This is a genomic window from Halopseudomonas sp. SMJS2 (assembly GCF_029866945.1).
In the GTDB taxonomy this organism is placed as follows: Bacteria; Pseudomonadota; Gammaproteobacteria; order Pseudomonadales; family Pseudomonadaceae; genus Halopseudomonas; species Halopseudomonas bauzanensis.
Map to the genome: position 1 here is coordinate 2,992,028 of NZ_CP123445.1, position 25,590 is coordinate 3,017,617.

General features: G+C 62.1%; 21 protein-coding genes, 1 other RNA gene and 1 pseudogene. 7 read left to right on the plus strand and 16 right to left on the minus strand.

Translation table 11 applies throughout. The features are described from left to right. Positions 1-85: 85 nt before the first annotated feature. Complete coding sequence (locus QAO71_RS14090; RefSeq protein WP_036989242.1) at positions 86-1,279, minus strand: class I SAM-dependent rRNA methyltransferase; 1,194 nt, start codon at positions 1,277-1,279, stop codon at positions 86-88. Between the two features lie 189 nt (positions 1,280-1,468). Here QAO71_RS14090 and QAO71_RS14095 point away from each other — a divergent pair, with 189 nt between their 5' ends. Beyond that, positions 1,469-2,023, plus strand: a complete 555-nt coding sequence (locus tag QAO71_RS14095; protein ID WP_051610777.1) for an ACT domain-containing protein — start codon at positions 1,469-1,471, stop codon at positions 2,021-2,023. Positions 2,024-2,041: 18 nt separating this feature from the next. On the opposite strand, the gene mgtE is transcribed toward QAO71_RS14095, so the two are convergent. The 10 genes and pseudogenes from mgtE to QAO71_RS14145 all read right to left on the minus strand — a co-directional run bounded on the left by mgtE (position 2,042) and on the right by QAO71_RS14145 (position 15,498). After that, positions 2,042-3,664: a magnesium transporter gene (gene mgtE, locus QAO71_RS14100; RefSeq protein ID WP_083392358.1), complete on the minus strand. Its 1,623-nt coding sequence runs from the start codon at positions 3,662-3,664 to the stop codon at positions 2,042-2,044. Positions 3,665-3,774: 110 nt separating this feature from the next. Continuing rightward, on the minus strand, positions 3,775-6,669 hold the full coding sequence (gene gcvP / locus QAO71_RS14105; protein ID WP_280164720.1) for an aminomethyl-transferring glycine dehydrogenase: 2,895 nt from the start codon (positions 6,667-6,669) through the stop codon (positions 3,775-3,777). 40 nt (positions 6,670-6,709) lie between these two features. After that, the gene (gcvH, locus tag QAO71_RS14110) at positions 6,710-7,090 is read right to left on the minus strand and encodes a glycine cleavage system protein GcvH (RefSeq protein ID WP_036989240.1); all 381 of its coding nucleotides are present in this window, start codon (positions 7,088-7,090) and stop codon (positions 6,710-6,712) included. A gap of 27 nt (positions 7,091-7,117) precedes the next feature. Next, positions 7,118-8,202: pseudogene (gene gcvT / locus QAO71_RS14115) on the minus strand (glycine cleavage system aminomethyltransferase GcvT). A 68-nt stretch (positions 8,203-8,270) separates the two neighbouring features. Beyond that, entirely contained in the window at positions 8,271-9,899 is a 1,629-nt protein-coding gene (locus QAO71_RS14120) for an iron ABC transporter permease (protein WP_036989238.1), read from the minus strand. 110 nt (positions 9,900-10,009) lie between these two features. Continuing rightward, positions 10,010-11,011 (minus strand): extracellular solute-binding protein, encoded by a 1,002-nt coding sequence (locus QAO71_RS14125; RefSeq protein WP_036989237.1) that lies wholly within the window; start codon positions 11,009-11,011, stop codon positions 10,010-10,012. 87 nt (positions 11,012-11,098) lie between these two features. Next, positions 11,099-12,361 carry an FAD-dependent monooxygenase gene (locus QAO71_RS14130; protein WP_280165692.1) on the minus strand — a complete coding sequence of 421 codons (1,263 nt, stop codon included), beginning with the start codon at positions 12,359-12,361 and terminating at the stop codon, positions 11,099-11,101. A gap of 23 nt (positions 12,362-12,384) precedes the next feature. Then, positions 12,385-13,578, minus strand: coding sequence for a 2-octaprenyl-6-methoxyphenyl hydroxylase (ubiH, locus tag QAO71_RS14135; protein ID WP_036989235.1), 1,194 nt, complete (start codon positions 13,576-13,578; stop codon positions 12,385-12,387). Further along, positions 13,575-14,915, minus strand: coding sequence for a Xaa-Pro aminopeptidase (gene pepP / locus QAO71_RS14140; protein ID WP_036989234.1), 1,341 nt, complete (start codon positions 14,913-14,915; stop codon positions 13,575-13,577). The genes ubiH and pepP overlap by 4 nt, the downstream gene beginning before the upstream one ends. 10 nt (positions 14,916-14,925) lie before the next feature. Then, positions 14,926-15,498, minus strand: a complete 573-nt coding sequence (locus QAO71_RS14145) for a UPF0149 family protein (protein WP_051610776.1) — start codon at positions 15,496-15,498, stop codon at positions 14,926-14,928. Between the two features lie 190 nt (positions 15,499-15,688). Between QAO71_RS14145 and QAO71_RS14150 the strand changes: the two genes are divergently transcribed. From QAO71_RS14150 to QAO71_RS14165, 4 genes are all read left to right on the plus strand, one after another. Next, the gene (locus tag QAO71_RS14150; RefSeq protein WP_036989233.1) at positions 15,689-15,898 is read left to right on the plus strand and encodes a TIGR02449 family protein; all 210 of its coding nucleotides are present in this window, start codon (positions 15,689-15,691) and stop codon (positions 15,896-15,898) included. Beyond that, positions 15,895-16,197, plus strand: a complete 303-nt coding sequence (locus tag QAO71_RS14155) for a cell division protein ZapA (RefSeq protein WP_036989232.1) — start codon at positions 15,895-15,897, stop codon at positions 16,195-16,197. The genes QAO71_RS14150 and QAO71_RS14155 overlap by 4 nt, the downstream gene beginning before the upstream one ends. 52 nt (positions 16,198-16,249) lie before the next feature. After that, a non-coding RNA gene (gene ssrS, locus QAO71_RS14160) (6S RNA) lies at positions 16,250-16,428 on the plus strand. A gap of 4 nt (positions 16,429-16,432) precedes the next feature. Then, positions 16,433-17,029: a 5-formyltetrahydrofolate cyclo-ligase gene (locus QAO71_RS14165; RefSeq protein WP_036989231.1), complete on the plus strand. Its 597-nt coding sequence runs from the start codon at positions 16,433-16,435 to the stop codon at positions 17,027-17,029. A gap of 343 nt (positions 17,030-17,372) precedes the next feature. Here the strand turns inward: QAO71_RS14165 and ilvA are convergent, their stop codons facing one another. Continuing rightward, the gene (ilvA, locus tag QAO71_RS14170) at positions 17,373-18,893 is read right to left on the minus strand and encodes a threonine ammonia-lyase, biosynthetic (RefSeq protein ID WP_036989230.1); all 1,521 of its coding nucleotides are present in this window, start codon (positions 18,891-18,893) and stop codon (positions 17,373-17,375) included. 127 nt (positions 18,894-19,020) lie between these two features. On the opposite strand from ilvA, the gene rpiA reads away from it, so the two are divergent. After that, on the plus strand, positions 19,021-19,701 hold the full coding sequence (gene rpiA / locus QAO71_RS14175; RefSeq protein ID WP_036990183.1) for a ribose-5-phosphate isomerase RpiA: 681 nt from the start codon (positions 19,021-19,023) through the stop codon (positions 19,699-19,701). A gap of 145 nt (positions 19,702-19,846) precedes the next feature. Here rpiA and QAO71_RS14180 read toward each other — a convergent pair whose 3' ends face one another. The 4 genes from QAO71_RS14180 to serA all read right to left on the minus strand — a co-directional run bounded on the left by QAO71_RS14180 (position 19,847) and on the right by serA (position 24,016). Continuing rightward, positions 19,847-21,202: an ATP-binding protein gene (locus tag QAO71_RS14180; RefSeq protein ID WP_280164721.1), complete on the minus strand. Its 1,356-nt coding sequence runs from the start codon at positions 21,200-21,202 to the stop codon at positions 19,847-19,849. Beyond that, positions 21,199-21,876 carry a response regulator gene (locus tag QAO71_RS14185; RefSeq protein WP_036989228.1) on the minus strand — a complete coding sequence of 226 codons (678 nt, stop codon included), beginning with the start codon at positions 21,874-21,876 and terminating at the stop codon, positions 21,199-21,201. Before QAO71_RS14185 ends, QAO71_RS14180 begins: the two co-directional genes overlap by 4 nt. A gap of 80 nt (positions 21,877-21,956) precedes the next feature. After that, positions 21,957-22,562, minus strand: a complete 606-nt coding sequence (locus tag QAO71_RS14190; protein ID WP_280164722.1) for an outer membrane beta-barrel protein — start codon at positions 22,560-22,562, stop codon at positions 21,957-21,959. Positions 22,563-22,786: 224 nt separating this feature from the next. Further along, positions 22,787-24,016: a phosphoglycerate dehydrogenase gene (gene serA / locus QAO71_RS14195; RefSeq protein WP_074777634.1), complete on the minus strand. Its 1,230-nt coding sequence runs from the start codon at positions 24,014-24,016 to the stop codon at positions 22,787-22,789. A gap of 171 nt (positions 24,017-24,187) precedes the next feature. Here serA and QAO71_RS14200 point away from each other — a divergent pair, with 171 nt between their 5' ends. Beyond that, positions 24,188-25,582: an FAD-binding oxidoreductase gene (locus QAO71_RS14200; protein ID WP_280164723.1), complete on the plus strand. Its 1,395-nt coding sequence runs from the start codon at positions 24,188-24,190 to the stop codon at positions 25,580-25,582. The last annotated feature ends 8 nt before the right edge of the window (positions 25,583-25,590 follow it).

Here is a 25,590-nt window from a genome sequence, read left to right on the forward strand (position 1 = left end):
CGCAAAACAAAAAGGCCCCGGCAATCTATTCTGCCGGAGCCTTTATTCATAAGAATCTCAGTTCAACGGGGCGCGCTGCCTTCCATCAGACCGGCAATACCCGGCAGAAGTAGCTCTTGATGTAGCCGGTTTCCGGAATGGCCGGATGCAGCGGATGATCGGCGCCCTGGAAGCCGCGCTCGGCGATCACCAGATGACGATCCAGATGCCGGCTGGCGGCCAGCAGGATATCGCGCAGGCTGTTTTCGGCCAGGTGCATGGAGCAGGATGCCGACACCAGGATGCCGTCCCTATTCAACAGGCGCATGGCCTGTTCATTGAGGCGGCGATAGGCATTCTCGCCGTTGCGGATATCCTTGCGCTTCTTGATGAAGGCCGGCGGATCGGCAATCACCACATCGAACTTCTCGCCCGCGCCCTTGAGTTCGCGCAGCGCGTCCATCACGTCACCTTCGACCACCGCCATCTTATCCGCCACGCCGTTCAGCGCCGCGTTGTGTTCGACCAGATCCAGCGCCGCCGCCGAGCTGTCCACGCACATGACTTCGCTGGCGCCGAAAACCGCTGCCTGCACGCCCCAACCGCCAATGTAGCTGTACAGATCCAGCACTCGCTTGCCCTGGACGTAAGGCGCCAGGCGCGCACGGTTCATGCGGTGATCGTAGAACCAGCCGGTCTTCTGCCCGGTGTGTACCGGTGCCTCGAAGCGCACGCCATTCTCTTCCAGCGCTACCCGCTCGGGCACTTCGCCGAAGGCCACTTCCACATAGGAAGCCAGTTTCTCCGCCTTGCGCGCCGCCCCGTCGTTCTTGAACAGGATACCCGCCGGCTTCAATACCTGCACCAGAGCGTCGATGATCTCGCTGCGTACGCGCTCCATGCCTGGCGTGGTGATCTGCACCACCAGGTAGTCGCCGAAACGGTCCACAACCACTCCCGGCAACAAGTCGGACTCACCGTACACCAGTCGGTAGAAGGGCTTGTCGAACAGCTTCTCACGCAAGCTCAGGGCGACTTTCAACCGGTGCACCAGCAGCGACTTGTCCAGCCCGTGGGCGGCATCGCGGCTATGCAGGCGGGCACAGATCAGATTGTCCGGACTGACGGTAGCCAATCCCAGCAGCTTGCCCGAGGCCGTCTCCAGCTGAACCTCCTGGCCTGCTTCCAGGGCGGTGAGCGGAGTCTGGGCAATATCGACTTCATTGCTGAATACCCACAGATGGCCGCCCTTGATGCGGCGATCACTGTTGGACTTGAGGCGCAGGCTGGGCAGACTCATCACTAACTCCTGGATATGGCTGGCTGGAACATTCCGCCGGGACGGCAGTATACAGGAGCCAGGCCGGATGCCTGCGGGTTCTCTATTGCGGATGGCTGAAAGGTACTGATCAATCTCGACCTAAAGAATCACCAGAGCCGGCTACACTGAACAGTCCGGCCCCCTCACACTGATAGCCAGGAGCATGCCATGACCATTCCGCTGATTCTCACCGTGATTTCCGTCGACAAGCCCGGGCTGGTGGAAAGCCTGGCCCAGGCCATCAACCGACATGGCGGCAACTGGCTGGACAGCCGTATGGCGCGGATGGCCGGGCAATTTGCCGGCATCCTGCGGGTGGATGTGCCCGCCGGCGAGGTCGAAGCCTTGCGGGTGGAACTGGAGAACATGAGCAGCGCCGGCATCAATATCCAGCTGGCAGCCAGCGGTCAGGGGGAGGAGCTACCCCTGGGGACGCTGATGCTCAACCTGGTAGGCAATGACCGCCCCGGTATCGTCCACGAGGTTTCTGCGATCCTGGCGCGGCATGGCGTCAATGTGGAACAACTGGACACCTGCCGTGAGCCGGCGCCCATGACCGCCGATCTGCTGTTTCGCGCCACTATCCGCCTGGGCGTGCTGCCCCAGACCGATATCGACGCGCTGCGCGCCGATCTGGAAAACCTCGCCGATGACCTGATGGTCGAGCTGGAGGAAACGGCAGGGTCCGATACTAGCGCCCATGCAATGGCTCGCCATGAATGACCAGGGCATGGGGCTTGGTTACAGCAAAAATACCGTCGCCAGCCCGAGGAAGGAGGAGAAGCCGACTACGTCGGTGACCGCCATCAGTACCATGCTGCCAGCCAGCGCCGGATCAATGCCGAAACGTCGCAGGATCAATGGAATCAGCAGCCCGGCGAGTACCGCGCAGACCAGGTTGATCAGGATTGCCAGACCGATCACCCAACCGATACCCAGGCTGCCGAACCAGAGTATCGCCACCCCTGCCACCAGCACGGCCCAGAGCAGCCCATTGAGCGTGCCTATCCCCAGCTCCTTGCCCAACAGCACCTTGAGATTACCGGTATCAACCTGGCCGAGGGCCAGACCGCGAATTACCAACGTCAGGGTCTGACTACCGGCAATCCCGCCCATGCTGGCCACCACCGGCATCAATACCGCCAACGCGACTATCTGTTCCAGCGCTCCCTGGAACTGGCCGATTACCGAGGCCGCGAGAAAGGCGGTGATCAGGTTACAGCCCAGCCAGACCGAGCGGCGGCGAGTACTGGTCAGGACCGGGGCGAACATATCCGCCTCGTCATCCAGACCGGCCATGCCCATGATGGCCCGCTCGGAATCCTCGCGGATGCTATCCATCACATCATCCACCGTGATGCGCCCGAGCAGGACGCCATCCTCGCTGGTCACCGCCGCCGAGAGCATGTCCAGATCCTCGAACTGGCGCGCCACTTCCTGACTGCTGGTGAGCACGTCCAGCGCCTTGAACTCGCTGTCCATTACCTCACTGACCAGCTCATCGGCCATGCTGGTGACCAGCCGGCTGAGGCGTAGTACGCCGAGATAGTGGTTCTCACGGTCGACCACCATCAGCTTGTCGGTGTGGTCGGGCAGGTCTTCAAGCAGACGCAGATAACGCAATACCGACCCCACCCGTACATCCGCACGCACCGAGATGTGGTCGATGTTCATCAGGCCACCGGCGGATTCTTCCGGGTAGGACAGCATGTCCGCCAGTTGCTGGCGCTTCTTCACGTCCATCGACAGCAGCAGCTGCCGACCGGGGCCGAAAGGCAGCGCCTGGATCAGGTCCACCAGGTCATCGAGGTCGAGTTGCCGGGCGGCATCAAGCAATTCACCATCGGCCATTTCCATGGCCAGGCCCGCACCCACTTCCTCGCGCAGGTGCACCAGAATGCGTCCGGCCCGGGCGCTGTCCAGCCGCGACCAGATACTGCTGCGTTCGCTGGGCGGCAAGGCTTCCAGCAGACCGGCTGCCTGCGCAGGATGCAGTTTGCCGAGGATCTTCAGCGCCCGCTTGAACCGCCCCCCTTCCAGTGCTTCACGCACCTGGGCGATCGGACTGACCTCCTCGGCCTCATCCGCCTCCGGCTCCAGGGTGTCGGGATTGTCATTGCTGTGCAGCAGCAGGTGTTCGGCCAGCGCAGGATCGAGCAGCAGGAGAATCTCCTGCTCGGCCTCGTCGCCGATCTGGTTCCAGACCAGCTGTTGCTGCTGTTCATCCAGCTGCTGCAGCAGGTCGACGGCTTCCTGGGCGGTCAAATCACGCAGGATGCGCCGCACACGCTTGAGCTTGCCCTTGCCCAGCGCCTCGGTAACGGCTTCCTGGAGTTCGACAGCGGATAGGGCTTCTTCACTCATGGCTTACTTCCATCGGGCGGTGGTTCAATTGACGCACAGCCAGACGCCTGAGATACAAGCGGCAGCGGCCGGCCCGCTAAAATACCACAATGGCCGGCGCCCCGGCCGCCCTACTGCGCGTCGTCGGCCCAAGCCTCCAGCGGCGGACAGGCACAGAACAGGTTGCGGTCACCGTAGACGTTGTCGATGCGGTTCACCGCCGGCCAGAACTTGTTATGGGCCACCCAATCCAGGGGGAACACCGCTTCCTGCCGGGAATAGCTGCGCTGCCAGTCACCAGTGATATCCGCCAGGGTGTGCGGCGCGTTGTGCAGCGGGTTGTCCTCGGCACTCCACTGGCCCTGCTCGACCCGCGCGATTTCGCTGCGAATGGTCAGCATGGCATCGATGAAGCGGTCCAGTTCGGCCCTGGATTCACTTTCGGTCGGCTCGATCATCAGCGTGCCGGGCACCGGGAAGGACATGGTCGGCGCGTGGAAACCGAAGTCCATCAGGCGCTTGGCAATGTCTTCCTCGGTGACGCCCGAGGCCGCCTTGATCGGCCGGATATCGATGATGCACTCATGGGCGACCCGGCCGTTACGCCCGCTGTAGAGCACCGGGTAGGCTTCACCCAGGCGCCGGGCGATGTAGTTGGCGTTGAGAATCGCCACCTCGGTGGCCTGCCGCAGCCCGCTGGCACCCATCAGTGCGATGTAGGTCCAGCTGATCGGCAGAATGCTCGCGCTGCCCCAGGGCGCGGCACTGACCGCGTCGTTTTCCGGGTTCGGCCCGTCCAATGGCACCACCATATGATTGGCAAGATACGGCGCCAGATGCGCCTTGACGCCGATCGGCCCCATACCCGGCCCACCGCCGCCATGGGGAATGCAGAAGGTCTTGTGCAGATTCATGTGCGAGACATCGGCACCAAAATCCGCCGGCTGCGCCAAGCCGACCAGGGCATTGAGGTTGGCGCCGTCCATGTATACCTGACCGCCATGCTGATGGACGATGTCGCAGATCTCGCGGATGCCCTCTTCATACACGCCGTGGGTCGAGGGATAGGTGATCATCAGGCAGGACAGGTCCGCGGTGTGCTCCACAGCCTTGCTGCGCAGATCGTCGATATTGACGTTGCCCTGCTCGTCGCAGGCCACCAGCACCACGCGCATGCCCGCCATCATCGCCGAGGCCGGGTTGGTGCCGTGGGCCGAGGTCGGGATCAAGCAGACATCACGGTGTCCGTTACCCGTTTCCTCATGGTATTTGCGGATCGCCAGCAGCCCGGCATATTCGCCCTGGGCGCCGGAGTTGGGTTGCATGCTGATGGCATCGAAGCCGGTGATCGCTCGCAGCATGGCTTCCAGCTCGTCGATCATGGCCTTGTAGCCAGCCGCCTGGGCCAGCGGCGCAAAGGGATGCATGCGAGCGAATTCCGGCCAGGTGATGGGAATCATCTCGCTGGTGGCATTCAGCTTCATGGTGCAGGAGCCCAGCGGAATCATTGCGTGGTTCAGCGCCAGGTCCTTGTTCTCCAGGGACTTGATGTAGCGCAGCATGGCGGTTTCCGAGCGGTGCCGGTGGAATACCGGGTGCGTCAGAATCGCCGACCGACGCAGGAACTGATCGGGTATGCCCGATTCCTGGCCGGCTACCGACCGATCCAGCTCGGCAAGATCCTGGTTATGGCCGTCGCCGACAAAACAGCGCAGCAGCGCTTCAACCGTCTCTGCCGTGGTGGTTTCGTCCAGGCTGATGCCCAGATGGTCAGCGTCGATCAGCCGCAGGTTGATGCCCTGGCTGCGCGCGCGGCCGACAATGGTATTCGCCTGCCCCGGCACGTTCAGCGTCAGGGTATCGAAGAATCGATGATTGCTGCGGTTAATGCCGCCCCGCTCAAGCCCGGCGGCGAGCATGGCGGTCAGCCGATGCACCCGGCGGGCAATCATCTGCAGCCCTTCCGGGCCATGGTAGACCGCATAGAAACTGGCGATATTGGCCAGCAATACCTGAGCGGTACAGATGTTGGAGTTGGCCTTTTCCCGGCGGATATGCTGCTCGCGGGTCTGCAGCGCCATACGCAGCGCCCGGTTACCGCGGGTATCCACCGATACGCCGATGATGCGCCCCGGCATGGCCCGCTTGTAGGCATCCCGGGTGGCGAAGAAGGCAGCATGGGGGCCGCCATAGCCCATGGGTACGCCGAAGCGCTGGGAGGAGCCGAACACCACATCGGCGCCCAGTTCGCCGGGCGGCGTCAGCAGCACCAGACTCAGCGGGTCCGCCGCCACGCAGGCCAGCCCCTGCTGCGCCTGCACCTGCGCAATCAGTGGCGCCAGATCGCGGATTTCGCCCCAGGTAGTGGTGTACTGGAACACCGCCCCGAAGACCTGATGCTGCGCCAGCGCATCGACCGAGTCGACCAGCAGCTCGAATCCGAAGGCTTCGGCGCGGGTGCGTACCACCGAAATGGTCTGTGGGTGGCAATCCTCATCGATGAAGAACAGGTTGCTCTTGCTCTTGGCCACCCGCCGCGCCAGGGTCATGGCCTCGGCGGCGGCAGTGGCTTCGTCGAGCAAGGAGGCGTTGGCCAGCTCCATGCCGGTCAGGTCCAGGGTCATCTGCTGGAAGTTGAGCAGCGATTCCAGGCGGCCCTGGGAAATTTCCGGCTGGTAGGGCGTGTAGGCGGTATACCAGCCGGGGTTTTCCAGCACGTTGCGCAGAACCACCGGCGGGGTGATGGTGTCGTGATAACCCATGCCAATACAGGAGGTGAAGATCTGGTTGCGGCTGGCCAGTCCCTTCAGGTACGCCAATACCTGGGTCTCGGTGCGCAGCTCGTCCAGCGCCAGCGCTCCGCCCATGGCGATACTCTGCGGCAGGGTCTGTTCAATCAGCTCTGCCAGCGACGCCACCCCCAGGGTCTCGAGCATGCTCTGCTGCTCCGCCGCATCCGGGCCGATATGGCGGCGAATAAAGGCGTCAGGCTGTTCCAGTTCACGGAGACTCGGGGTATGGCTCATATACTGACCTCTTGTGTCATGGGCTATGCGTTAAAGCGCCTCAGAGACTGGCCTGGTAACCTTCGGCGTCCAGCAGCTTGTCCAGTTCGCTGCTATCGGTGGGCTGGATGCGGAAGAACCAGGCGGCGCCGTACGGGTCTTCGTTGACCAGCTCCGGCGTGTCGGCCAGTGCCTCGTTGATCGCGACCACCTCGCCGCTCACCGGGGCGTAGATATCGGATGCGGCCTTGACCGACTCGACCACCGCGCATTCCTCACCGGCGGTGAGCTGGCGGCCGACTTCCGGCAGTTCGACGAAAACCACGTCGCCCAAGGCATCCTGGGCGTGGTTGGTGATGCCCACGGTGATGCTGCCATCGGCTTCCTGGCGGCTCCATTCATGGCTGCTGGCGTAACGCAGTTCGCTGGGGGTATCGCTCATTTCAATTGTCCTCGATGGATCGTCAGGTTATTCGAATATCTGTTTGCCGTTGCGCACGAAGCCGGGGCGGATTACCCGCACTTCCAGCTGCTTGCCGCGAATCTCGACCTTGGCTGTGTTACCGGTAGCCGCGGGCACCCGCGCCAGGGCGATGGAGCAGCCAAGCGTGGGGGAAAAACTGCCGCTGGTGATCTCACCTGCCCCGACTCCGTCGACAATGACGGTCTGGTGGGCGCGCAATACGGCGCGCTCATTCAGGACCAACCCCACCTGCCTGGGCTGATCGCCGGCCTGGCGCTGCGCTTCCAGCGCCTGACGGCCGATGAAGTCACGGTCGGCGGGCTCCCAGGCAATGGTCCAGCCCATGTTGGCGGCCAAGGGTGAGGTCTGCTCGTCGATGTCGGCGCCGTACAGGTTCAGGCCCGCCTCCAGCCGCAGGGTGTCGCGGCGCCCAGACCGCAGGGCTTGCAGCCGGCGTCGTTCAATGCCTGCCAGAGATCGGGAGCCTCGTCGGCTGGCAGCATGATTTCCAGACCATCTTCACCGGTGTAGCCGGTGCGGGCCAGGAACCAGGTGCCTTCCGGCTGCCCCTCGAAGGGCTTGAGGATGGAGATAAGTGCGGCGCGACTGTCGCTGACCACACTGGCGCACAGCTCACGGGCGCGCGGCCCCTGCACGGCAAGCATGGCCAACTCAGTGCGTTCGGTGATGGTGACCGCAAATTCGCCAACCTGCTGGCGCATCCAGGCCAGATCCTTGTCGCGGGTGCCGGCGTTGAGTACCAGTCGGTAGCCATCGTCGGTGCGGTAGACGATAAGATCGTCGAGGATGCCACCATTGTCGTTGAGCATGGCGGTGTACAGCGCCTTGCCAGTCTCGCTCAGGCGCGCCACATCGTTGGCCAGCAAGTACTGCAGCCAGGCCTTGGCATCAGCACCGGCCACATCCACCACCGCCATGTGCGATACGTCGAACATGCCCACATCCCGACGCACCTGGTGATGCTCCTCGATCTGGGAGCCGTAGTGCAGCGGCATGTCCCAGCCGCCGAAGTCGACCATCCTGGCGCCAGCGGCCAGGTGGTGATCATAAAGTGGCGTGCGCGAACCCATGGCTGTTCCTTTGTTGTCATCAGACCAGTGTCTGATTGTAGTCACAATGATGCGGCTTTGGGAGCGGATCAGTGGCGACCGGAACGCCTGATCAGCACAATGACCGGCAGCAGGCCAACCAGCACCAGGGTCAATGCCGGCAGCGAGGCGCGGGTCCAGTCACCTTCGGTAGTCAGCGCGTGAATGCGCACCGCCAGGGTATCCCAGCCAAACGGCCGCATCAGCAGGGTGGCGGGCATTTCCTTGAGCACATCGACGAATACCAACAGCGCGGCGCTGAGAATGCCCGGCAACAACAGCGGCACGTAAATGCGCCAGAACACCACCCAGCCGGGCTGACCAAGACTCTGGGCCGCCTCTGGCAGCGATGGCCGAATCCGCGCCAGCGAGGTATCCAGCGGCCCGTAGGCCACGGCCATGAAGCGGATCAGGTAGGCCAGCAGCAGCGCGAACAGACCACCCAGCAGCAGCGGCGCAGGATTGGCCATACCGAGCCAGGCTTGCAGCGGCACCACCAGATGGTTATCCAGGTAACTGAAGAAGAACATGATGCCCACCGCCAACACCGAGCCGGGCAAGGCATAGCCGAGATTGGCCAGGGCGACGGCGCTGCGCACCCGGCGAATCGGCTGCAGACGCTGGGCCAGCACCAGCAGGATCGCCACGCTGACGGTCAGCGCCGCGGCGATACCGCCGAGCGTCAGGGTATTGCGAATCAAGCCCCAGTAGCGGCTGTCCAGATCGGCAATACCGCTGCTCAGCAACCAGAACAGCAATTGCCCCACCGGAATGACGAACGCGATTGCCAGCACCAGCAGGCAATAGCCGCTGGCCAGCCAGGCCAGCGGCCCCTTGAGCCGGTAAAGCGCACCTTTGCGCGGCTTGTCGTTGGCTGGAAAGCGCTTGTTGCGGCCCTGGGCACGGCGCTCGGCAAACAATGCCAGAAATACGAACAGCAACAACAGGCTGGCCAACTGAGTGGCGCTTTGCAGACTGAAGAATCCGTACCAGGTCTTGTAGATGGCGGTGGTGAAGGTGTCGTAGTTGAACACCGAGACCGCGCCGAAATCGGCCAGCGTCTCCATTATCGCCAGGGCAGTGCCAGCGCTGATGGCTGGCCGCGCCATGGGAATGGCCACCCGCCAGAAGCCCTGCCAGGGCGTTTGTCCGAGAATCCGTGAGGCCTCCATCAGGCCGCGGCCCTGGGCCAGGAAGGCGCTGCGCGCGAGCATGTAGACGTAGGGGTAAAACACCAGCACCAGCGTCAGGATCACCCCGCCGGTGGAACGGATCGGCGGCAACCGGAAATCATTGCCGAACCAGTCGCGCAGCAGACTCTGCAACGGCCCGGCGAAATCCAGCAGACCGACCATGACGAACGCCAGTACATAGGCAGGTACGGCAAAGGGCAGCATCAATGCCCAATCCAGCCAGCGCCGGCCGGGAAAATCGCACAGGCTGGTCAGCCAAGCCAGGCTCACCCCCAGCAGGATGACGCCTGCGGCAACACCGGCGATCAACCACAGGGTATTGCTGATCAACCGCAGCATCTGCGTCTGCAGCAGGTGACCCCAGATCTGCTGATCGATGTCCTGCCAGCTGATCAACAGGACCAGCAGCGGCATCAGCACCAACGCAGCGCACAGATAGGCAACAAGTTGCCAGCGGGTTTTCCTGGCAGTGGATTGAAGAGGCACTGACAACGTCCTGTAGTAATAAACGAACACGCCCGTCGGGGGACCGACGGGCGTGCAGTATATAAGCAAAAGCGGCCGCCGGGTTTACCTCGGCGGCACTGCGCTGCGTATCAGTTCCAGCCCAGACGATCCATCAACATGATGGCCTCGGGCTGGCGGCGACCAGCTACTTCGATATTGACGTTGTCCGCCTTGAAGTCACCCCAGGTTGCCACTTCTGCGGAGGGCTCCAGCGACGCGTTGGCCGGGAACTCCATGTTCACATCAGCGAAGACCCGCTGGGCTTCTTCGGTAGTCATCCACTCAAGCAGCTTGATGGCTTCTTCCGGCTGCTTGGCATGCTTGGTCACACCGGCGCCGGAGATGTTGACGTGTACACCACGGTCTTCCTGGTTCGGCCAGAACAGCTTGACCTTCACATCGGGCTCGGCCTTGTGCAGACGACCAAAGTAGTAGGAATTGACAATGCCCACGTCGCACTGGCCGGCATCGATGGCCTTCAGCAGCGCGGTGTCGTCAGAGAATACCGGGGTGGCCAGATTGGCCAACCAGCCCTGGATAACCTCGGTGGTTTTTTCTTCACCGATGGACTCAAGCATGGTGGCGACCAGCGACTGGTTGTACACCTTCTTGGAAGTACGCAGGCAGACTCGGCCCTTCCAGCTGTCGTCGGCCAGGGCTTCGTAGGTGCTCAGCTCTTCCGGCTTGACCCGCTCGGTGGAGTAGGCAATGGTCCGTGCGCGCAGGGACAGGCCGGTCCACATATCGTTACTGGAGCGCAGGTGCGCCGGGATATTTTCCTTGATGGTCGCCGAGTCAACGGCCCGGAACAGCCCCTGCTCTTCCGCTTGCCACAGGTTGCCCGCGTCCACGGTCATGAACATATCCGCCGGGGTGTTGGCACCCTCGGCACGCAGGCGCGCCATCAGCGGCGCTTCCCTATCGGTAATGAAGTTGATCTCGACGCCGGTCTTTTCGGTATACATATCGAAAACCGGTTTGATCAGGTGATCCTGGCGGGAGGAATACACCACCAGCTCCTTGGCTTGGGCAACGCTGGTGAAGGCGGTAGCAGCCAGGGTCAGGGCAACGAGGTTACGGGTAAAGGACATCGGACAAGCCTCTGGGTCGAAAAGCGAATCCAGATGATAATGAGTTTAATTCTTCCAATCCAGAGCGCAGCTGAAAAAACCGCTACATCAGCTGCGCATAACGCCCTCGTTGAGCAGTTCCGGCGGCTGCGCCAGCGGCGGCAGCTTGCTGCCCAGCCCCATGGCGCGTCGAATCACACCGGCCTTGAGCGCATCCTGCCCGTCCAGCCACTGCATGCCGGTGTTGCGCAACCAGCGCAGCGGCAGGGCGTCGGCATGGAACAGTCGCTCGAAGCCTTCCATGGCCGCCATCATCGACAGATTGGCAGCCATGCGTCGCCGCTCGTATCGCTGCAGCACCGGCAGGCTGGCAATATCTTCCCCGCGACGCAGTGCCGCACCCAGCACATCGGCCAGTTCGGCGACGTCCAGCAGGCCCAGGTTCACCCCCTGCCCTGCCAGTGGATGAATGCTGTGCGCTGCGTCGCCGATCAGCGCCAGCCCGGGCTTCACGTAGCGCCGGGCATGGCGCTGGCGCAGCGGGATGCAGTGGCGCTGGTCAGCCTGGAGAATGCGACCCAGGCGCCCCTCGAAGGCCCGTTCCAGCTCCCCGGCGAACGCGGCCTCGTCCAGCGCCATGATCCGCTGCGCCGCCTCCGGCAGCAGCGACCAGACGATGGAGCAGTAATGGCCGTCCTCGCGGTCATTGAGCGGCAGCAAGGCCAGCGGGCCGGTGGGCAGGAAGCATTGCCAGGCGGTATCGCAGTGATGCCGCTCGGTGCGGATGGTGGTGACCACCGCATGGTGCAGATAATCCCACTCACGCATGGCAAAACCGGCCAGATCCCGCAGCCGGGAACGGGCACCGTCGGCCGCGACGATCAGTGGCGCCATCAGCGCCTCGCCACCCTCCAGCTCCAGGCGCCAGCCGGCCTCGCCCTGGATCAGATCGGTTACCCGGCGACCACCCAACAGCGCCACGCCGGTGCCGGCCAGGCTGTCCAGGACGGCCTGCTGCACCCGCCGGTTTTCGATGATGTGACCGAGGCGGTTTTCACCCAGCGCACCGGCATCGAAGCGGATCTCACCGGTGCCCTCGCCATCCCATACGCACATATGCCGGTAGGGGCTGCGCAGCGTTGGCGCGATATGCTGCCAGGCACCGAGATTGGTCAGAATATTTTCCGAAGCAGCGCTCAATGCACTGACCCGCGGATCGTACCCCGATTCGGTCGCCCGGGCCGGCACCGGCCGGTCCAGCGGAGTGGCATCCAGCAGCGCCACACGCAGAGAGCTGTCGGCCATTGCCCGCGCCAGGGTTGCGCCGACCATACCGGCGCCGACAACAATCAGATCGAACTGCTGCGCCATGGCGCCTCCGGAAGTATCACTGCTCATCCGCGCAGCCCCATGCCCTGACGGGCGAACAGGCTCTTGAGCGGTGGCAGCAAGTCCAGCGCCAGCAACCCGGCATTGCGGCCGGTCACCAGTGCGGGGTTACGATTGCTGAACAATTGGGTCAGGTAATGGCTGAAGGCAACCGTGGCGGCCTGGTCGGCGAACTGGGCATCGACATAGCCCTGCAATACTGCCAATGAGCCGGGGTCGCGCTGGTCGCGCTGAGCCTTCAGCAGGTGATCGGCCAGCGCCATGGCGTCGCGCAGGGACAGGTTGAAGCCCTGGCCGGCGATGGGATGCAGGCTGTGCGCGGCGTTACCCAGCACTACCAGATGCGAGCGCACCTGCTCTTCCGCCTCGATGAGGTTCAGCGGATAGCTGGCCCGCTCACCCACCTTGGTCAGCGCCCCCATGCGAAAACCGAAGGCCGCCTGCAGACGCTGCAGAAACGCCTCGTCGGGCAGCGCCGCGACCGCGTCGGCGACATCCACCGGCAGGCTCCAGACCAATGCGCTGCGCTGGCCGGAAAGCGGTAATAGCGCCAGCGGCCCACTGTCGGTGAAACGCTCGTAGGCCACCCCACCGTGACCATCAGCGGAGGTGATATTGGCAATCACTGCGACCTGCTGATAGGGATTGACCTTGCGCCGGATGCCCAGTTGATCGAGCAGACCGGAGCGTCCACCATCGGCAATGATCAGCAGATCGGAGGACAATTGCTGCTGCCCGTCAGGCGTCTGCACATCCAGCGCATAACCACCCGGCTGCGGCCGGGCATGCGCCACCCGCGCCGGAGCCAGCCATTCGATGGCCTGATGATCCAGCGAGCCGAGCAGCACCTCGCCCAGCCAGGCATTCTCGACGATATAGCCCAGTGCCGGCACGCCTTCATCCGCGGCGTGCATGCGCGCCGAGCCGGGATTGCCCTGATCGGAGACATGAATCTGGCGGATCGGCTCGGCGCGCCGGGCCAGGTCGGACCAGATCCCTAGGCGCTCGAACAGTCGGCGGCTGCCATGGGACAACGCCGTGGAGCGGTTGTCGTAACTCGGCTGCCAGCCGCCCTTGACCGGCGGCTGGGCCTCGATCAGGCGAATCTTCCAGCCGGCCTGGCGGGCGCAATCCTGCAACCCCAACGCCAGACTGGCACCGACCATGCCGCCGCCGACGATGTTCAGGCTGGTGCTCACGCGGGCAGGTCCATCGCAGCGCGGGCCCGGGCCATCAGCGCCTCGATCTCATCCGCCTCGCGGGGGACATTGCCGGTCAGCACATCGTGGCCGTCCCGCGTTACCACCACATCATCTTCGATGCGGATACCAATGCCGCGCCATTTGGCCGGCACATCCATGTTATCCACCGCGATGTAGATACCCGGCTCGACGGTCATCACCATGCCTGGCTCCAGTACCCGCCATTCGCCGCCGACCCGGTATTCACCGACATCGTGCACGTCCATGCCCAGCCAGTGACCGGCACGGTGCATGTAGAACGGACGGTAGGCGCCACTGACAATCAACTCTTCCAGCTCGCCGCGCAACAGGCCCAGTTCCAGCAACCCGGCAGTGATTACCCGCACGGTGGCGTCATGGGCCTCGTTCCAGTCGCGACCTGGGCCGATGACGGCAAAGGCAGCGGCCTGGGACTTGAGTACGATGTCGTAGATGGCCCGCTGTTCCGGGCTGAAGCGCCCATTGGCCGGAAAAGTGCGCGTGATGTCGCTGGCATAGCAGTCCAGCTCGCAACCGGCATCGATCAGCACCAGATCACCATCACGGATCTGGCTGGTGTTTTCGGTGTAATGCAGGATGCAGGCGTTGCGCCCGGCAGCGACGATCGAGGCATAGGCCGGCGATCGGCTGCCATGGCGCATGAAGGTATGCTGCAGCTCGGCTTCCAGCTGGTATTCATACATACCGGGACGGCAGACTTCCATGGCCCGGGTGTGCGCTTCGGCAGAGATATCCCCGGCGGCCTGCATGACCCGCAGTTCCGCGGCGCTCTTGTACAGGCGCATGTCATGCAGCAGGTGATCCAGGGCGACGAACTCCTTCGGTGGCTCGGCACCCAGCCGCGCCTTGCTGCGGATGGTGTTGATCCAGCCGGTCAGGCGCATGTCGAATTCCTGATTGGCACCCATCGCGTAGTAGACCCGCTCGCGGCCTTCGATCAGACCGGGCAGGATGTCATCCACATCGCTGATCGGAAAGGCGTCATCGGCGCCGAAGTCCGCCACCGCCCCTTCCTGACCGGCACGATAGCCATCCCACAACTCGCGCTCGGGGTCTTTTTCCCGGCAGAACAGCACATATTCGCCATGCTCGCGGCCAGGGATCAACACTGCCACCGCTTCGGGTTCGGGAAAGCCGGTCAGATACTGAAAGTCGCTGTCCTGGCGGTATTGATGCTCCACATCGCGGTTGCGGATATAGACCGGTGCGGCCGGCAGGATGGCGATGCTGTCGGGTTCCATCTGCGCCATCAGCGCCTTGCGGCGACGGGCATATTCCTGCTTGCTGATGTACATGAATTTTCTCTCAGTGCAGTGAAGCGGGCGGTTGGTCCGGAGCCTGGTCGGCCGGCTGGCATTCGCTGAACAATAACAGCACCGCCATGCGAACGTATTCCATGACTTCCATGAAATCGGCTTCGTTGGCGTCGGACTCTTCCAGATCGGTCTGAACCTGGGCGATGGCGGCGAAGTCAGCGAGCACGCTGCTGGCTTCCTCGCTCAGCTCACCCTTGCGCCCCACCAGGCCGAAGCCGCCGAGAAACCCTTCGCACCACTGCCCCAGGGACAGCGTGCGGCGATCGATGGCGGCTTCGTCATCGGGCAACAGCAGGGTCAGGTCAAAGCCACTGCCGGCCAGTTGCGCCAGGCTGGCATCGTACAGCTGGATCAGAAACACCTTGTCGGCCTCGGACAGGCTGCCACGACCATCGATGACCTCGCGGGCCACCTCCAGCCAGGTTCCATGGTCGAGCCGCGCACCAGCGGCGAGCCGGCCAACCAGGTGGCCGTGCAGTTCAGCGGGGAAGCCGGCGGCAGACTGTTCGTTGAACAGTTGCTCGACTCGGTCGTAATCAAAAGCGGCGGGCATCAGAGCCATGGTTTTCTGGCCTCTCGGACAAGGGGGGACATCGGGCTGGGAAGCGTTCCAGTCAACTGGCATATCCTACAGACCCGAGCGCCCCGGGAACAACCAGCGACCGGTCGACAGATTACCGCATCCGGGGTTTGACCGTCCTCCCTGCCCCCTCTATAGTTCGGCAACAGCGGGATGACTACTGACGGCGACAATGGACGATTCCAACATCAACGACCTGATTGAAAAAATTGACCGGTTGATTGCCACCTGTGATCGACTGCAGCAGCAGAACCAACAGCTCCTGGCTCAGGAACGTTCCTGGCGTGACGAACGATTGCAATTGATCGAGAAGAACGATTTGGCCCGACAGAAGGTCGAAGCCATGATATTGCGTCTGAAATCCCTGGAGCACGATTCATGAACCAACCCCTGACAGTCACCCTGCGCATTCTCGACAAGGAATACCAGGTCGCCTGCCCCCCCGAAGAACGTTACAACCTGGAAGAAGCCGCCCGGCATCTGGACAACACCATGCGCGACATCCGCAATCGCGGCAAGGTCGTCGGACTGGAACGGATCGCAGTCATGGCCGCCCTCAACATCAGCCATGAAATGCTCAGCGGCAATCTGCAGAAGGGCCGCCTGATGAGCGATCAACAGCAACAGATAACCGAGCTGACCAACCGTCTCGATCAAGCTCTGGCGCGCCACCAGGAATAGCCCCCGACAGCCCGAGGTCTGGAATAGCAGTGAGTTTTCTGTATACTCGGTCACATCCCTGGGATGTTTGCCAGTCGGTGATGTCCCTGAGCCGATACTCCTGTAGAAGGGGGGCACGCGTTGCCGTCGGTGTGCATGTCCGCTTGCCGGAAAGCCTAAAACGGTACCATGTCCTCCGCCTTGAACTTTCGGGTTCAAGGGCTAACCCGACAGCGGCATTCCGGGGTCCCTTTTCATGAATGGCGAAAGCCGCTCCACCCTGCGCCGGCAACTGCGCGCCGCGCGACGCTCCCTCAGCCCCCAGCAGCAACATCAAGCCAGCCAGCAGTTGTGGCGGCAACTGGCGCAACATCCACTATTTCGCCGCAGCCGACATATCGCGTTTTATCTGGCCAATGATGGTGAAATCGATCCCTCGGTGCTGATGGCCCATGCGCGCCGCCTGGGTAAGCATTGCTATCTGCCGGTGATCACCGGCTGGCCAGCCGATCGCATGCATTTCCAGCGCCTGGTGCCCGGACAGCGCTGGGTCAGCAACCGCTTTGGTATCCGCGAACCGCTGATTGATCCCGGCCTGCAGGCGCGCCCCTGGCGTCTGGACCTGATCCTGATGCCCCTGGTCGGTTTCGATGAGAACGGCAACCGCCTCGGCATGGGCGGCGGTTTCTATGACCGCACCTTCGCCTTCCGGCGGCGGCGCCAGCACTGGACCGGCCCTCGCCTGCTGGGCCTGGCCCATCATTGTCAGAAAGTCGCGCAGCTGCCTACCGCCAGCTGGGATATCCCACTGGACGGCATCGTCAGCGATCAGCAGATCATTCTGTTGCGTTAGATTCCATCCCGGTCGGGACAGCGGGGCGATCGAAGTAGCTCTGGGTGTATCCCGTGGTCACCACCCCCAGGGTAAACACCAACACGAGAATCCATATCAAATCCGGCTTACGGCGCATTACTTGCCCTCCAATACTGGCCAACTACCTTGTCTGGTCCATCAGAGCGTCCGGCATACGGGCGCACAAACACATTTCGAGACAATACATTCCGACGTATCGAGCGACACCGATATACCCTATCCAGAACAGCCTGTCAACCAGCACCTCCCCGGCACCTCATCCCCTGTTCCGCACCGTCATGCTTCTCCATGCATTGGCCAAACCAGCACCGCGGACCAGGTCCTAGCCCAGATAGAGCTGGTACGCAGGGTTGTCAGTCTCGTCCCAATAACGATAACCGATGGCATCCAGCGCTGCCGGCACCTTCGACCGCTCAGCCTCGGGTACCTGCAGGCCGACCACCACCCGCCCGTAGTCGGCACCGTGGTTGCGGTAGTGGAACATGGAGATGTTCCAGCGGCCGCCCAACTTGTTGAGGAAGTTGAATAGCGCGCCGGGGCGCTCGGGGAATTCGAAGCGGTACACCACCTCGTCTTCCACCTGTACCGAGTGCCCGCCAACCATGTGCCGGATATGCAGCTTGGCCAGCTCGTTGTCGGTCAGGTCCAGCACCGGGAAGTCGCGCTCGATCAGCCCGGCCACCAACGCCTCACGCGGATCCAGCTCAGGGTGGGTCTGCACGCCGACAAAGATGTGTGCTTGCTGCTGGTCGTGATAGCGATAGTTGAATTCGGTAATGGCGCGCTTGCCGATGGCCTGACAGAACGCCTTGAAGCTGCCCGGACGCTCGGGGATGGTCACTGCCAGCAATGCTTCGCGCTGCTCGCCGATCTCGGCACGCTCAGCAACATGACGCAGGCGGTCGAAGTTGATGTTGGCACCCGAGTCGATGGCGACCATCACCTGGCCGGCGCAGCCTTCGCGCTCGACGTACTTCTTGATACCCGCCACACCGAGACAGCCCGCCGGCTCGCAGATGGAGCGGGTGTCATCGTAGATGTCCTTGATGGCCGCGCACATCTCGTCGGAGGACACGGTGATCACCTCATCCACATACTTCTTGCAGATATCGAAGGTGTACTTGCCGATCTGGGCCACTGCCACACCATCGGCAAACTGCCCGACCTGGCTCAGCGTCACCCGCTTGCCCCGCTGCAGCGCAGCCTGCAAACAGTTGGAATCCTGCGGTTCGACACCGATCACCTTGATCTCCGGGCGCAGGTACTTCACATAGGCGGCGATACCGGCAATCAAGCCGCCGCCGCCAACCGGCACGAAGATGGCGTCCAGCTGCCCGGGATGCTGACGCAGAATCTCCATGGCCACGGTGCCCTGTCCGGCAATGGTGTCAGGATCATCGTAGGGATGAATGAACACCCACCCCTTTTCTTCTACCTGCTTCTGCGCATAGGCCAGCGCCTCGTCGAAGGCATCGCCATGCAATACCACCTTGCCGCCCCGCGCCCGCACCGCCTTGACCTTGATCTCGGGTGTGGTCTTGGGCATCACGATGGTTGCCTTCACCCCCATGTGCCGCGCCGCAAAAGCCAGGCCCTGGGCATGGTTGCCCGCCGACGCCGCAACCACTCCACGGGCGCGCTGCTCATCGGTCAACTGCTTGAGCTTGTTGTAGGCGCCGCGAATCTTGAAGGAGAACACCGGCTGCAGGTCTTCACGCTTGAGCAGAACGGTATTGCCGAGCCGCTCGGAAAGGAAGGGCGCGCGGTGAATGGGGGTTTCGACGGCGACATCGTAGACGGGGGAGCAGAGGATCTTCTTGACGTAGCTTTCCAGGGTAGGCATCGGGTTTCGGCTTGGTGATAGGTGAGGTAAAAGCGCCAGTCTAAACGAATCGGGCCCGATCCGACTACACGCTGTCCGGACAGGGCCGTATAATTGCTGCTTTATTCAAAGCACAGAGGTGACCGGCATGACCCAGGACGAACTCAAGCAGGCCGTGGGGCAAGCCGCGGTGGATATTCTGCTGCCCCAGCTGGAAGATCAGAGTGTCATCGGCGTCGGCACCGGCTCGACCGCCAATTGCTTCATCGATGCGCTGGCCAGACACAAGGGCCGCTTCGATGGCGCCGTGGCCAGCTCCCAGGCCACCGCCGAGCGCCTGAAGCAACATGGCATTCCGGTATATGACCTCAATAGCGTGGCCAATCTGGATTTTTATGTTGATGGAGCCGATGAGGCCAATAAGCATCTGGAACTGATCAAGGGCGGCGGCGCCGCCCTGACCCGCGAAAAGATCGTCGCCGCCGTGGCGCGCACCTTCATCTGCATTGCCGATGAGAGCAAGCTGGTCGCGACTCTCGGAGAGTTTCCACTACCGGTGGAAGTGATCCCCATGGCACGCAGCTACGTGGCCCGGGAAATCGTCAAGCTCGGCGGCGATCCGGCCTATCGCGAAGGCGTGGTAACCGACAACGGCAACGTGATTCTCGATGTGCATAACCTGCAGATCCATGATCCACGCGGACTGGAAGAGCAGCTCAACGCCATTGTTGGTGTGGTCTGCAACGGGCTGTTTGCTGCGCGGCCGGCGGATATTCTGCTGCTGGGTACTGCCAAGGGCGTGCAACGACTGGAACGCAGCGCTGGCTGATCCGTTCGCGGGCCAGTCCACTCCCACGGAAAAAATAAGCGCATGACGCTTACCGGCATGACGGATAAATGCGGCTATTCCGTGGGAGTAGTTGTTCTGGGGTAGCGGCCTTGGCCGCGATGGCTCCGCTGGATGCCTACCCTGCTCATTCCCGTCCCTCACCCTTCAGACGAATGCGAAATGCCGCGCCTCCCAGTGGCGAATCTGTCAGGCTCAACTCGCCGTTGTAGCTTTCGACGATATCCCTGACCACCGACAAACCGATTCCCTGTCCGGGGTGGGTGGTATCCAGCCGCTCACCGCGGCCGATGATGCGCTGGCGCTGGCTTTCCGGTACGCCCGGCCCGTCATCCTCGACCAGCAGGTCGCATACCCCGTTCGTTACCGAGGCGCTTACGCGGATGTGCGAGATACACAGCCGGTAGGCATTTTCCAGCAGATTGCCGAGCAATTCGAGCAAGGCACCCTCCTCCATCGGCACGCGCAGCTCGTAATCTATAACGCATTCCAGCGTAACGAACTTGTCCCGGTAAACCTTGCTCAAGGCCGCACTCAGCCGCTGCACCAGTGGCGCCAGGTGCGCCCGATGCCGAACCAGCCCACTGCGCCGCAAGCTGGCGCGCTGCAATTGGTAGTCGATCTGCTGGCTCATCCGCTCGATCTGATCCTGCAACACCCGCGACTGTTCCTGTTGCTGCGCCTGCACGCGCAGGTTCTCCGCCACGGTCTGCAACACTGCCAGAGGAGTCTTCAGGCTATGCGCGAGATCGCCCAAAGAATCGCGGTAACGTGCCCGCTGCAGTCGCTCGCTATCGAGCAGACGGTTCAATGATCGCGTCAACCGGGCCAGCTCGCTGGGGTGCTGGTCACTCAAGGCATCCCTGGTGCCCGACTCGATTTCATTGAGTTCGCGGCGCACCCCCTTGAATGAACGCAGGCTCCAGGTCAAACCCAGCCATAGCAACAGCAACAGCAACAGCAAGCCCCCACCCAGCCACAGGCGCAGCTGGTTACGAAAATCCCGCTGCATGGGGGCAAACTCGCTGCTCGGCAACATGGTGACGAAGCTCAGCGGCAACTCATCATCTCCCGCCAGGTGCACCTCCACGTCATAGACGTAGTATTCCTGCTGGTTCCGGTCACGAATACGCAGAAAGTCGATGCGCCCACCACTGAAGTGAGGGGAATAGTTGAGTTGCTCATCCTCGGTGGAGCGCGAATGCCAGATCAGGTTGCCGTTCATGTCATGCACATAGCCCAGCAGCTTGGCTTCCGGCAGGTTGAATTCTTCGTCCGGCATGCGCTCGGGCATCACCAGCTGGCCATTGACCACACTGGCCGCGCTCACCAGGGTCGATGCATCGGCGGCCAAGCGCTGCTGAATGATCTGCTCCATGGTTTGATCAAAGACGTTCTGCAACACCGGCAGCAATGCGAGCATGAACAACATGGCAAAGCCGGCCGCGCTGAATACCAGCCGCGAGCGCAGCGAGCGGATCATTGGCACTGTCCGGTGAACAGATATCCCTGGCCCCGTACGGTCTCGATCGGTCGCACCTCGCCGGCGGCTTCCAGCTTGCGGCGCAAGCGTCCAACCAGCACTTCGATGACGTTGGGGTCACGTTCTTCATCATCGGGATACAGCTGCTCGATAAGGCGATCCTTGGCCACCACCTGCTGGTGATGACGCATCAGGTACTCGAGAATCCGGTACTCGAAGGCGGTCAGCTGCAGCGGTTCATCCCCGACCAGGGCGTGCTTGCGGTGCAGGTCCAGCACCAGCTCGCCGCTGCGGATCTGCGCCTGGACAAAGCCCGACGAGCGCCGCACCAGTGCATTCAAGCGCGCCTCCAACTCCTCGAACTGAAATGGCTTGACCACATAATCGTCCGCCCCTGAGGTCAGGCCTTCGACCTTGTCCTGCCAGTTGCCACGCGCAGTGAGAATCAGGATTGGAAAGGTGCAGCCCATGCTGCGCAGTTGGCGAATCAGATCCAGACCGCTCATACCGGGCAAGCCGAGGTCGACGATGGCGATGTCGTGATTGAAATGCTGGGCCTGGAACAGTCCTTCCTCGGCGCTGTCCACGGCATCGATGATATGTCCGACCTCGGCAAAGCGAGTGGACAGATGATGGCGCAGCAACGCCTCGTCTTCGACCAACAGGAGTTTCATACCATCCTCCGAAAAACCAGCCGGCAGCTACCATGAAAGCCCGCCTGGCGAGACCGGGCGGGCTGGGAGTCATGCCGGGATCAGAAGTGGTAGTTTAAACCGAGATAGGCCATATCCGAGCTTTTCAGGTCAAATGAGCCGCCAACGCTGCGGTCACGGGCATTCAGGCTGGCATCAGCGGTGGTGCGCAGGTAGCGATAGCCGCCCTCGATCGAGAATTCCGGAGCCAGGCTATGCAGGACGCCTACCTGCAGACCGCCGGCCAGGCCGAGGTCGCTGTCACGGTGATAGCCAGGGGAATCCTGTTCCAGCTTGACCAGACCGGCAGTGACACCGCCGAACAGCCGGGTGTTATCCGCCACCGGCAGGAACAGATCATAGCTGCCAAGCAGATTCTGCTGACGCATCTTGTAGCTGCCGGAATAGGTATCCGATACATACTCGTAGCTCAGGTACATACGACCGGTATCGTCCTGGATACCAGCGCGCACACCCCAGGTACCGGAGTTGTTGATGGTATCGTCCAGACGACGGGCTTCCGGTTCGCCTTTCAGCGAGCTGGAGCGGTCCATGTTGTTGCTGGTCTCACCCCAGGTGAGGCCGACGAAGCGATCCTGGGCCAGAGCGGGAAGACTGGCAAAGGCCAGCGTGGTACCAACGGCAAGCAGTTTCAGAGTGGTTTTCATTGGGTGCGTCTCCTTGATGACAACGGGAAACAGCATGCCAAATGCCAGCTGAACGCAACCTGAACCTTTGCTGAACCTCAGCTGAACAGAAGCGGGGGAAATCTAGACGCGCCAGAATTGGTTGGCGTGACCGCAGGAAATCGCGCCGCGGGGGCGCTCCTGCTCGCAGCGTGCGAAATGCCTGAAGGCAACGTGGCGGAGTGCAACCCCGCCACGTCGTGACATCAGAACAGCACGCGGCAACGGATGGTGCCGTTGACTTCGTTGAGCTTTTCCAGCGCCAGATCGGAGTAGGCAGCGTCAACGTCGATTACCACGTAGCCGACCTTCTCGTTGGTCTGCAGATACTGACCGGAGATGTTGATGCCATTGCTGGCGAACACCTGGTTGATCTCGCTCATCACCCCGGGGATGTTCTGGTGGATGTGCAGCAGACGATGCTTGCCCGGATGCGACGGCAACGCCACTTCGGGGAAGTTGACCGAGGTGATGGATGTGCCGTTGTCACTGTAGCGCACCAGTTTCTCGGCAACTTCCAGACCGATGTTGGCCTGGGCTTCCATGGTCGAACCACCGACATGCGGGGTCAGCAGGCAGTTGTCGAATTCACGCAGCGGCGAGATGAACTCATCATTGTTGGAGCGCGGCTCGACCGGGAACACGTCGATGGCGGCGCCGTGCAGATGCTTGTCGCGCAGGGCGGCGGCCAGTGCTTCGATATCGACCACAGTGCCGCGGGCAGCGTTGATCAGGTAGCTGCCCTGCTTCATGGCACGGATTTCCTTCTCGCCGATCATCCACTTGGTGGCAGCGGTTTCCGGCACATGCAGGGTGACGATGTCAGCCATGCCCAGCAGCTCGGTCAGCGAGCCGACCTGTTGTGCATTGCCCAGCGGCAACTTGGTCACCACGTCATAGAAGTACACCTGCATACCGAGGTTTTCCGCCAGCACCGACAGCTGGGTGCCGATGGAGCCGTAACCAATGATGCCCAGCTTCTTGCCGCGGATCTCGAAGGAGTTGGTGGCGCTTTTCAGCCAGCCGCCGCGGTGTGCCACCGCGTTCTTCTCGGGAACACCGCGCAGCAGTAGGATGGCCTCGGCCAGCACCAGTTCGGCGACAGAGCGGGTGTTGGAATAGGGCGCATTGAACACCGCGACACCCATCTCCCGGGCGGCTTCCAGGTCAACCTGGTTGGTACCGATACAGAAGCAACCGATGGCGACCAGCTTGTGCGCATGCGCCAGCACGTCCGCGGTCAGCTGGGTGCGCGAACGGAGACCGATGAAATGCGCATCGGCGATCGCTTCCTTGAGTTGTTCTTCCGGGAGGGAGCCGGTGTGATAATCGATATTGGTGTAACCGGCTGCCTGCAGAGTGTCGACGGCAGTCTGGTGCACACCCTCGAGGAGCAGAAATTTGATCTTGCTTTTGTCCAGCGAGGTTTTAGCCATGTGTCAGTTACCCGTAATGCTGATGTATGATGGTCCGGCAGGTTTTTCGGCGTTTTCTCCGTCGCTGACCTGTTTCGGAAGCCGCTTATGCTAGCATAATCTCCCTTTTCCAGATGCCTGCGACCCATGAATTGTGTTCAGGCAGCGCATGAATTTTGTTTGAGAGCCGCCATGATCCCAGAAGCCATTATCGAAACCCTGAAAACGTTGGTCGATGCCGACAAGGTTCGCACCGACAGCGCGTCGCTGGACACCTGGGGCCGGGACTGGACCAAGCAGTTCGAGCCGGCGCCGCTGGCCATCGTGTTTCCCAAGAGCACCGAGCAGGTCCAGGCCGTGGTGCGCTTCGCCAATGAACACAAATTGGCGCTGACACCTTCCGGCGGCCGCACCGGATTATCCGCCGCCGCCGTGGCTGCCAATGGCGAGATCGTGGTGTCCTTCGATTACATGAACCAGATCCTCGACTTCAATCCCTATGACCGCACCGTGACCTGCCAGCCGGGCGTGGTTACCGCCCAACTGCAGCAGTACGCCGAAGACCAGGGGCTGTACTATCCCGTGGACTTCGCCTCGGCCGGCTCCAGCCAGATCGGTGGCAACATCGGCACCAACGCTGGCGGCATCAAGGTGATTCGCTACGGCATGACCCGCAATTGGGTGGCCGGCCTGAAGGTGGTGACCGGGAGCGGCGAACTATTGGAATTGAACAAGGGCCTGGTGAAGAACGCCACCGGCTACGACCTGCGCCAGCTGTTCATCGGCGCCGAGGGCACCCTGGGTTTCGTCGTCGAAGCGACCATGCGCCTGGAGCGGGCACCGAAAAACCTCACCGCCATGGTGCTTGGCACCCCGGATTTCGATTCGATCATGCCGGTGCTGCATGCTTTCCAGGGCAAGCTGGATCTGACGGCCTTCGAGTTCTTTTCCGACAAGGCCATGGGCAAGATCATGGCCCGCGGCGACGTGCCCGCGCCCTTCGCGACCGACTGCCCCTTCTATGCCCTGCTGGAATTCGAGGCCGTGAGCGAAGATATCGCCAACCAGGCGCTGGAAACCTTCGAGCATTGCGTAGAGCAGGGCTGGGTGTTGGACGGCGTGATGAGTCAGAGCGAGCAGCAACTGCAGAACCTGTGGAAGCTGCGCGAGTTCATCTCCGAGACCATCTCCCACTGGACCCCGTACAAGAACGACATCTCGGTCACCATCAGCCAGGTACCGGCGTTTCTGCGGGATATCGACGCCATTGTCGGCGAACACTACCCGGATTTCGAGATCGTCTGGTTTGGCCATATCGGCGACGGCAACCTGCACCTGAACATCCTCAAGCCCGACGCCATGCCCAAGGAAGAATTCTTCGCCAAGTGTGCCAGCGTCAACCAATGGGTATTCGATATCGTCAAACGCTACAACGGTTCGATATCCGCCGAACACGGCATGGGCATGACCAAACGCGATTACCTGGGCTACAGCCGCAGCCCCGAGGAAATCGCCGTGATGAAGGCAGTCAAGGCGGTATTCGATCCGAACGGCATCATGAATCCGGGCAAGATCTTTCCAGACTGAGAGGCAAC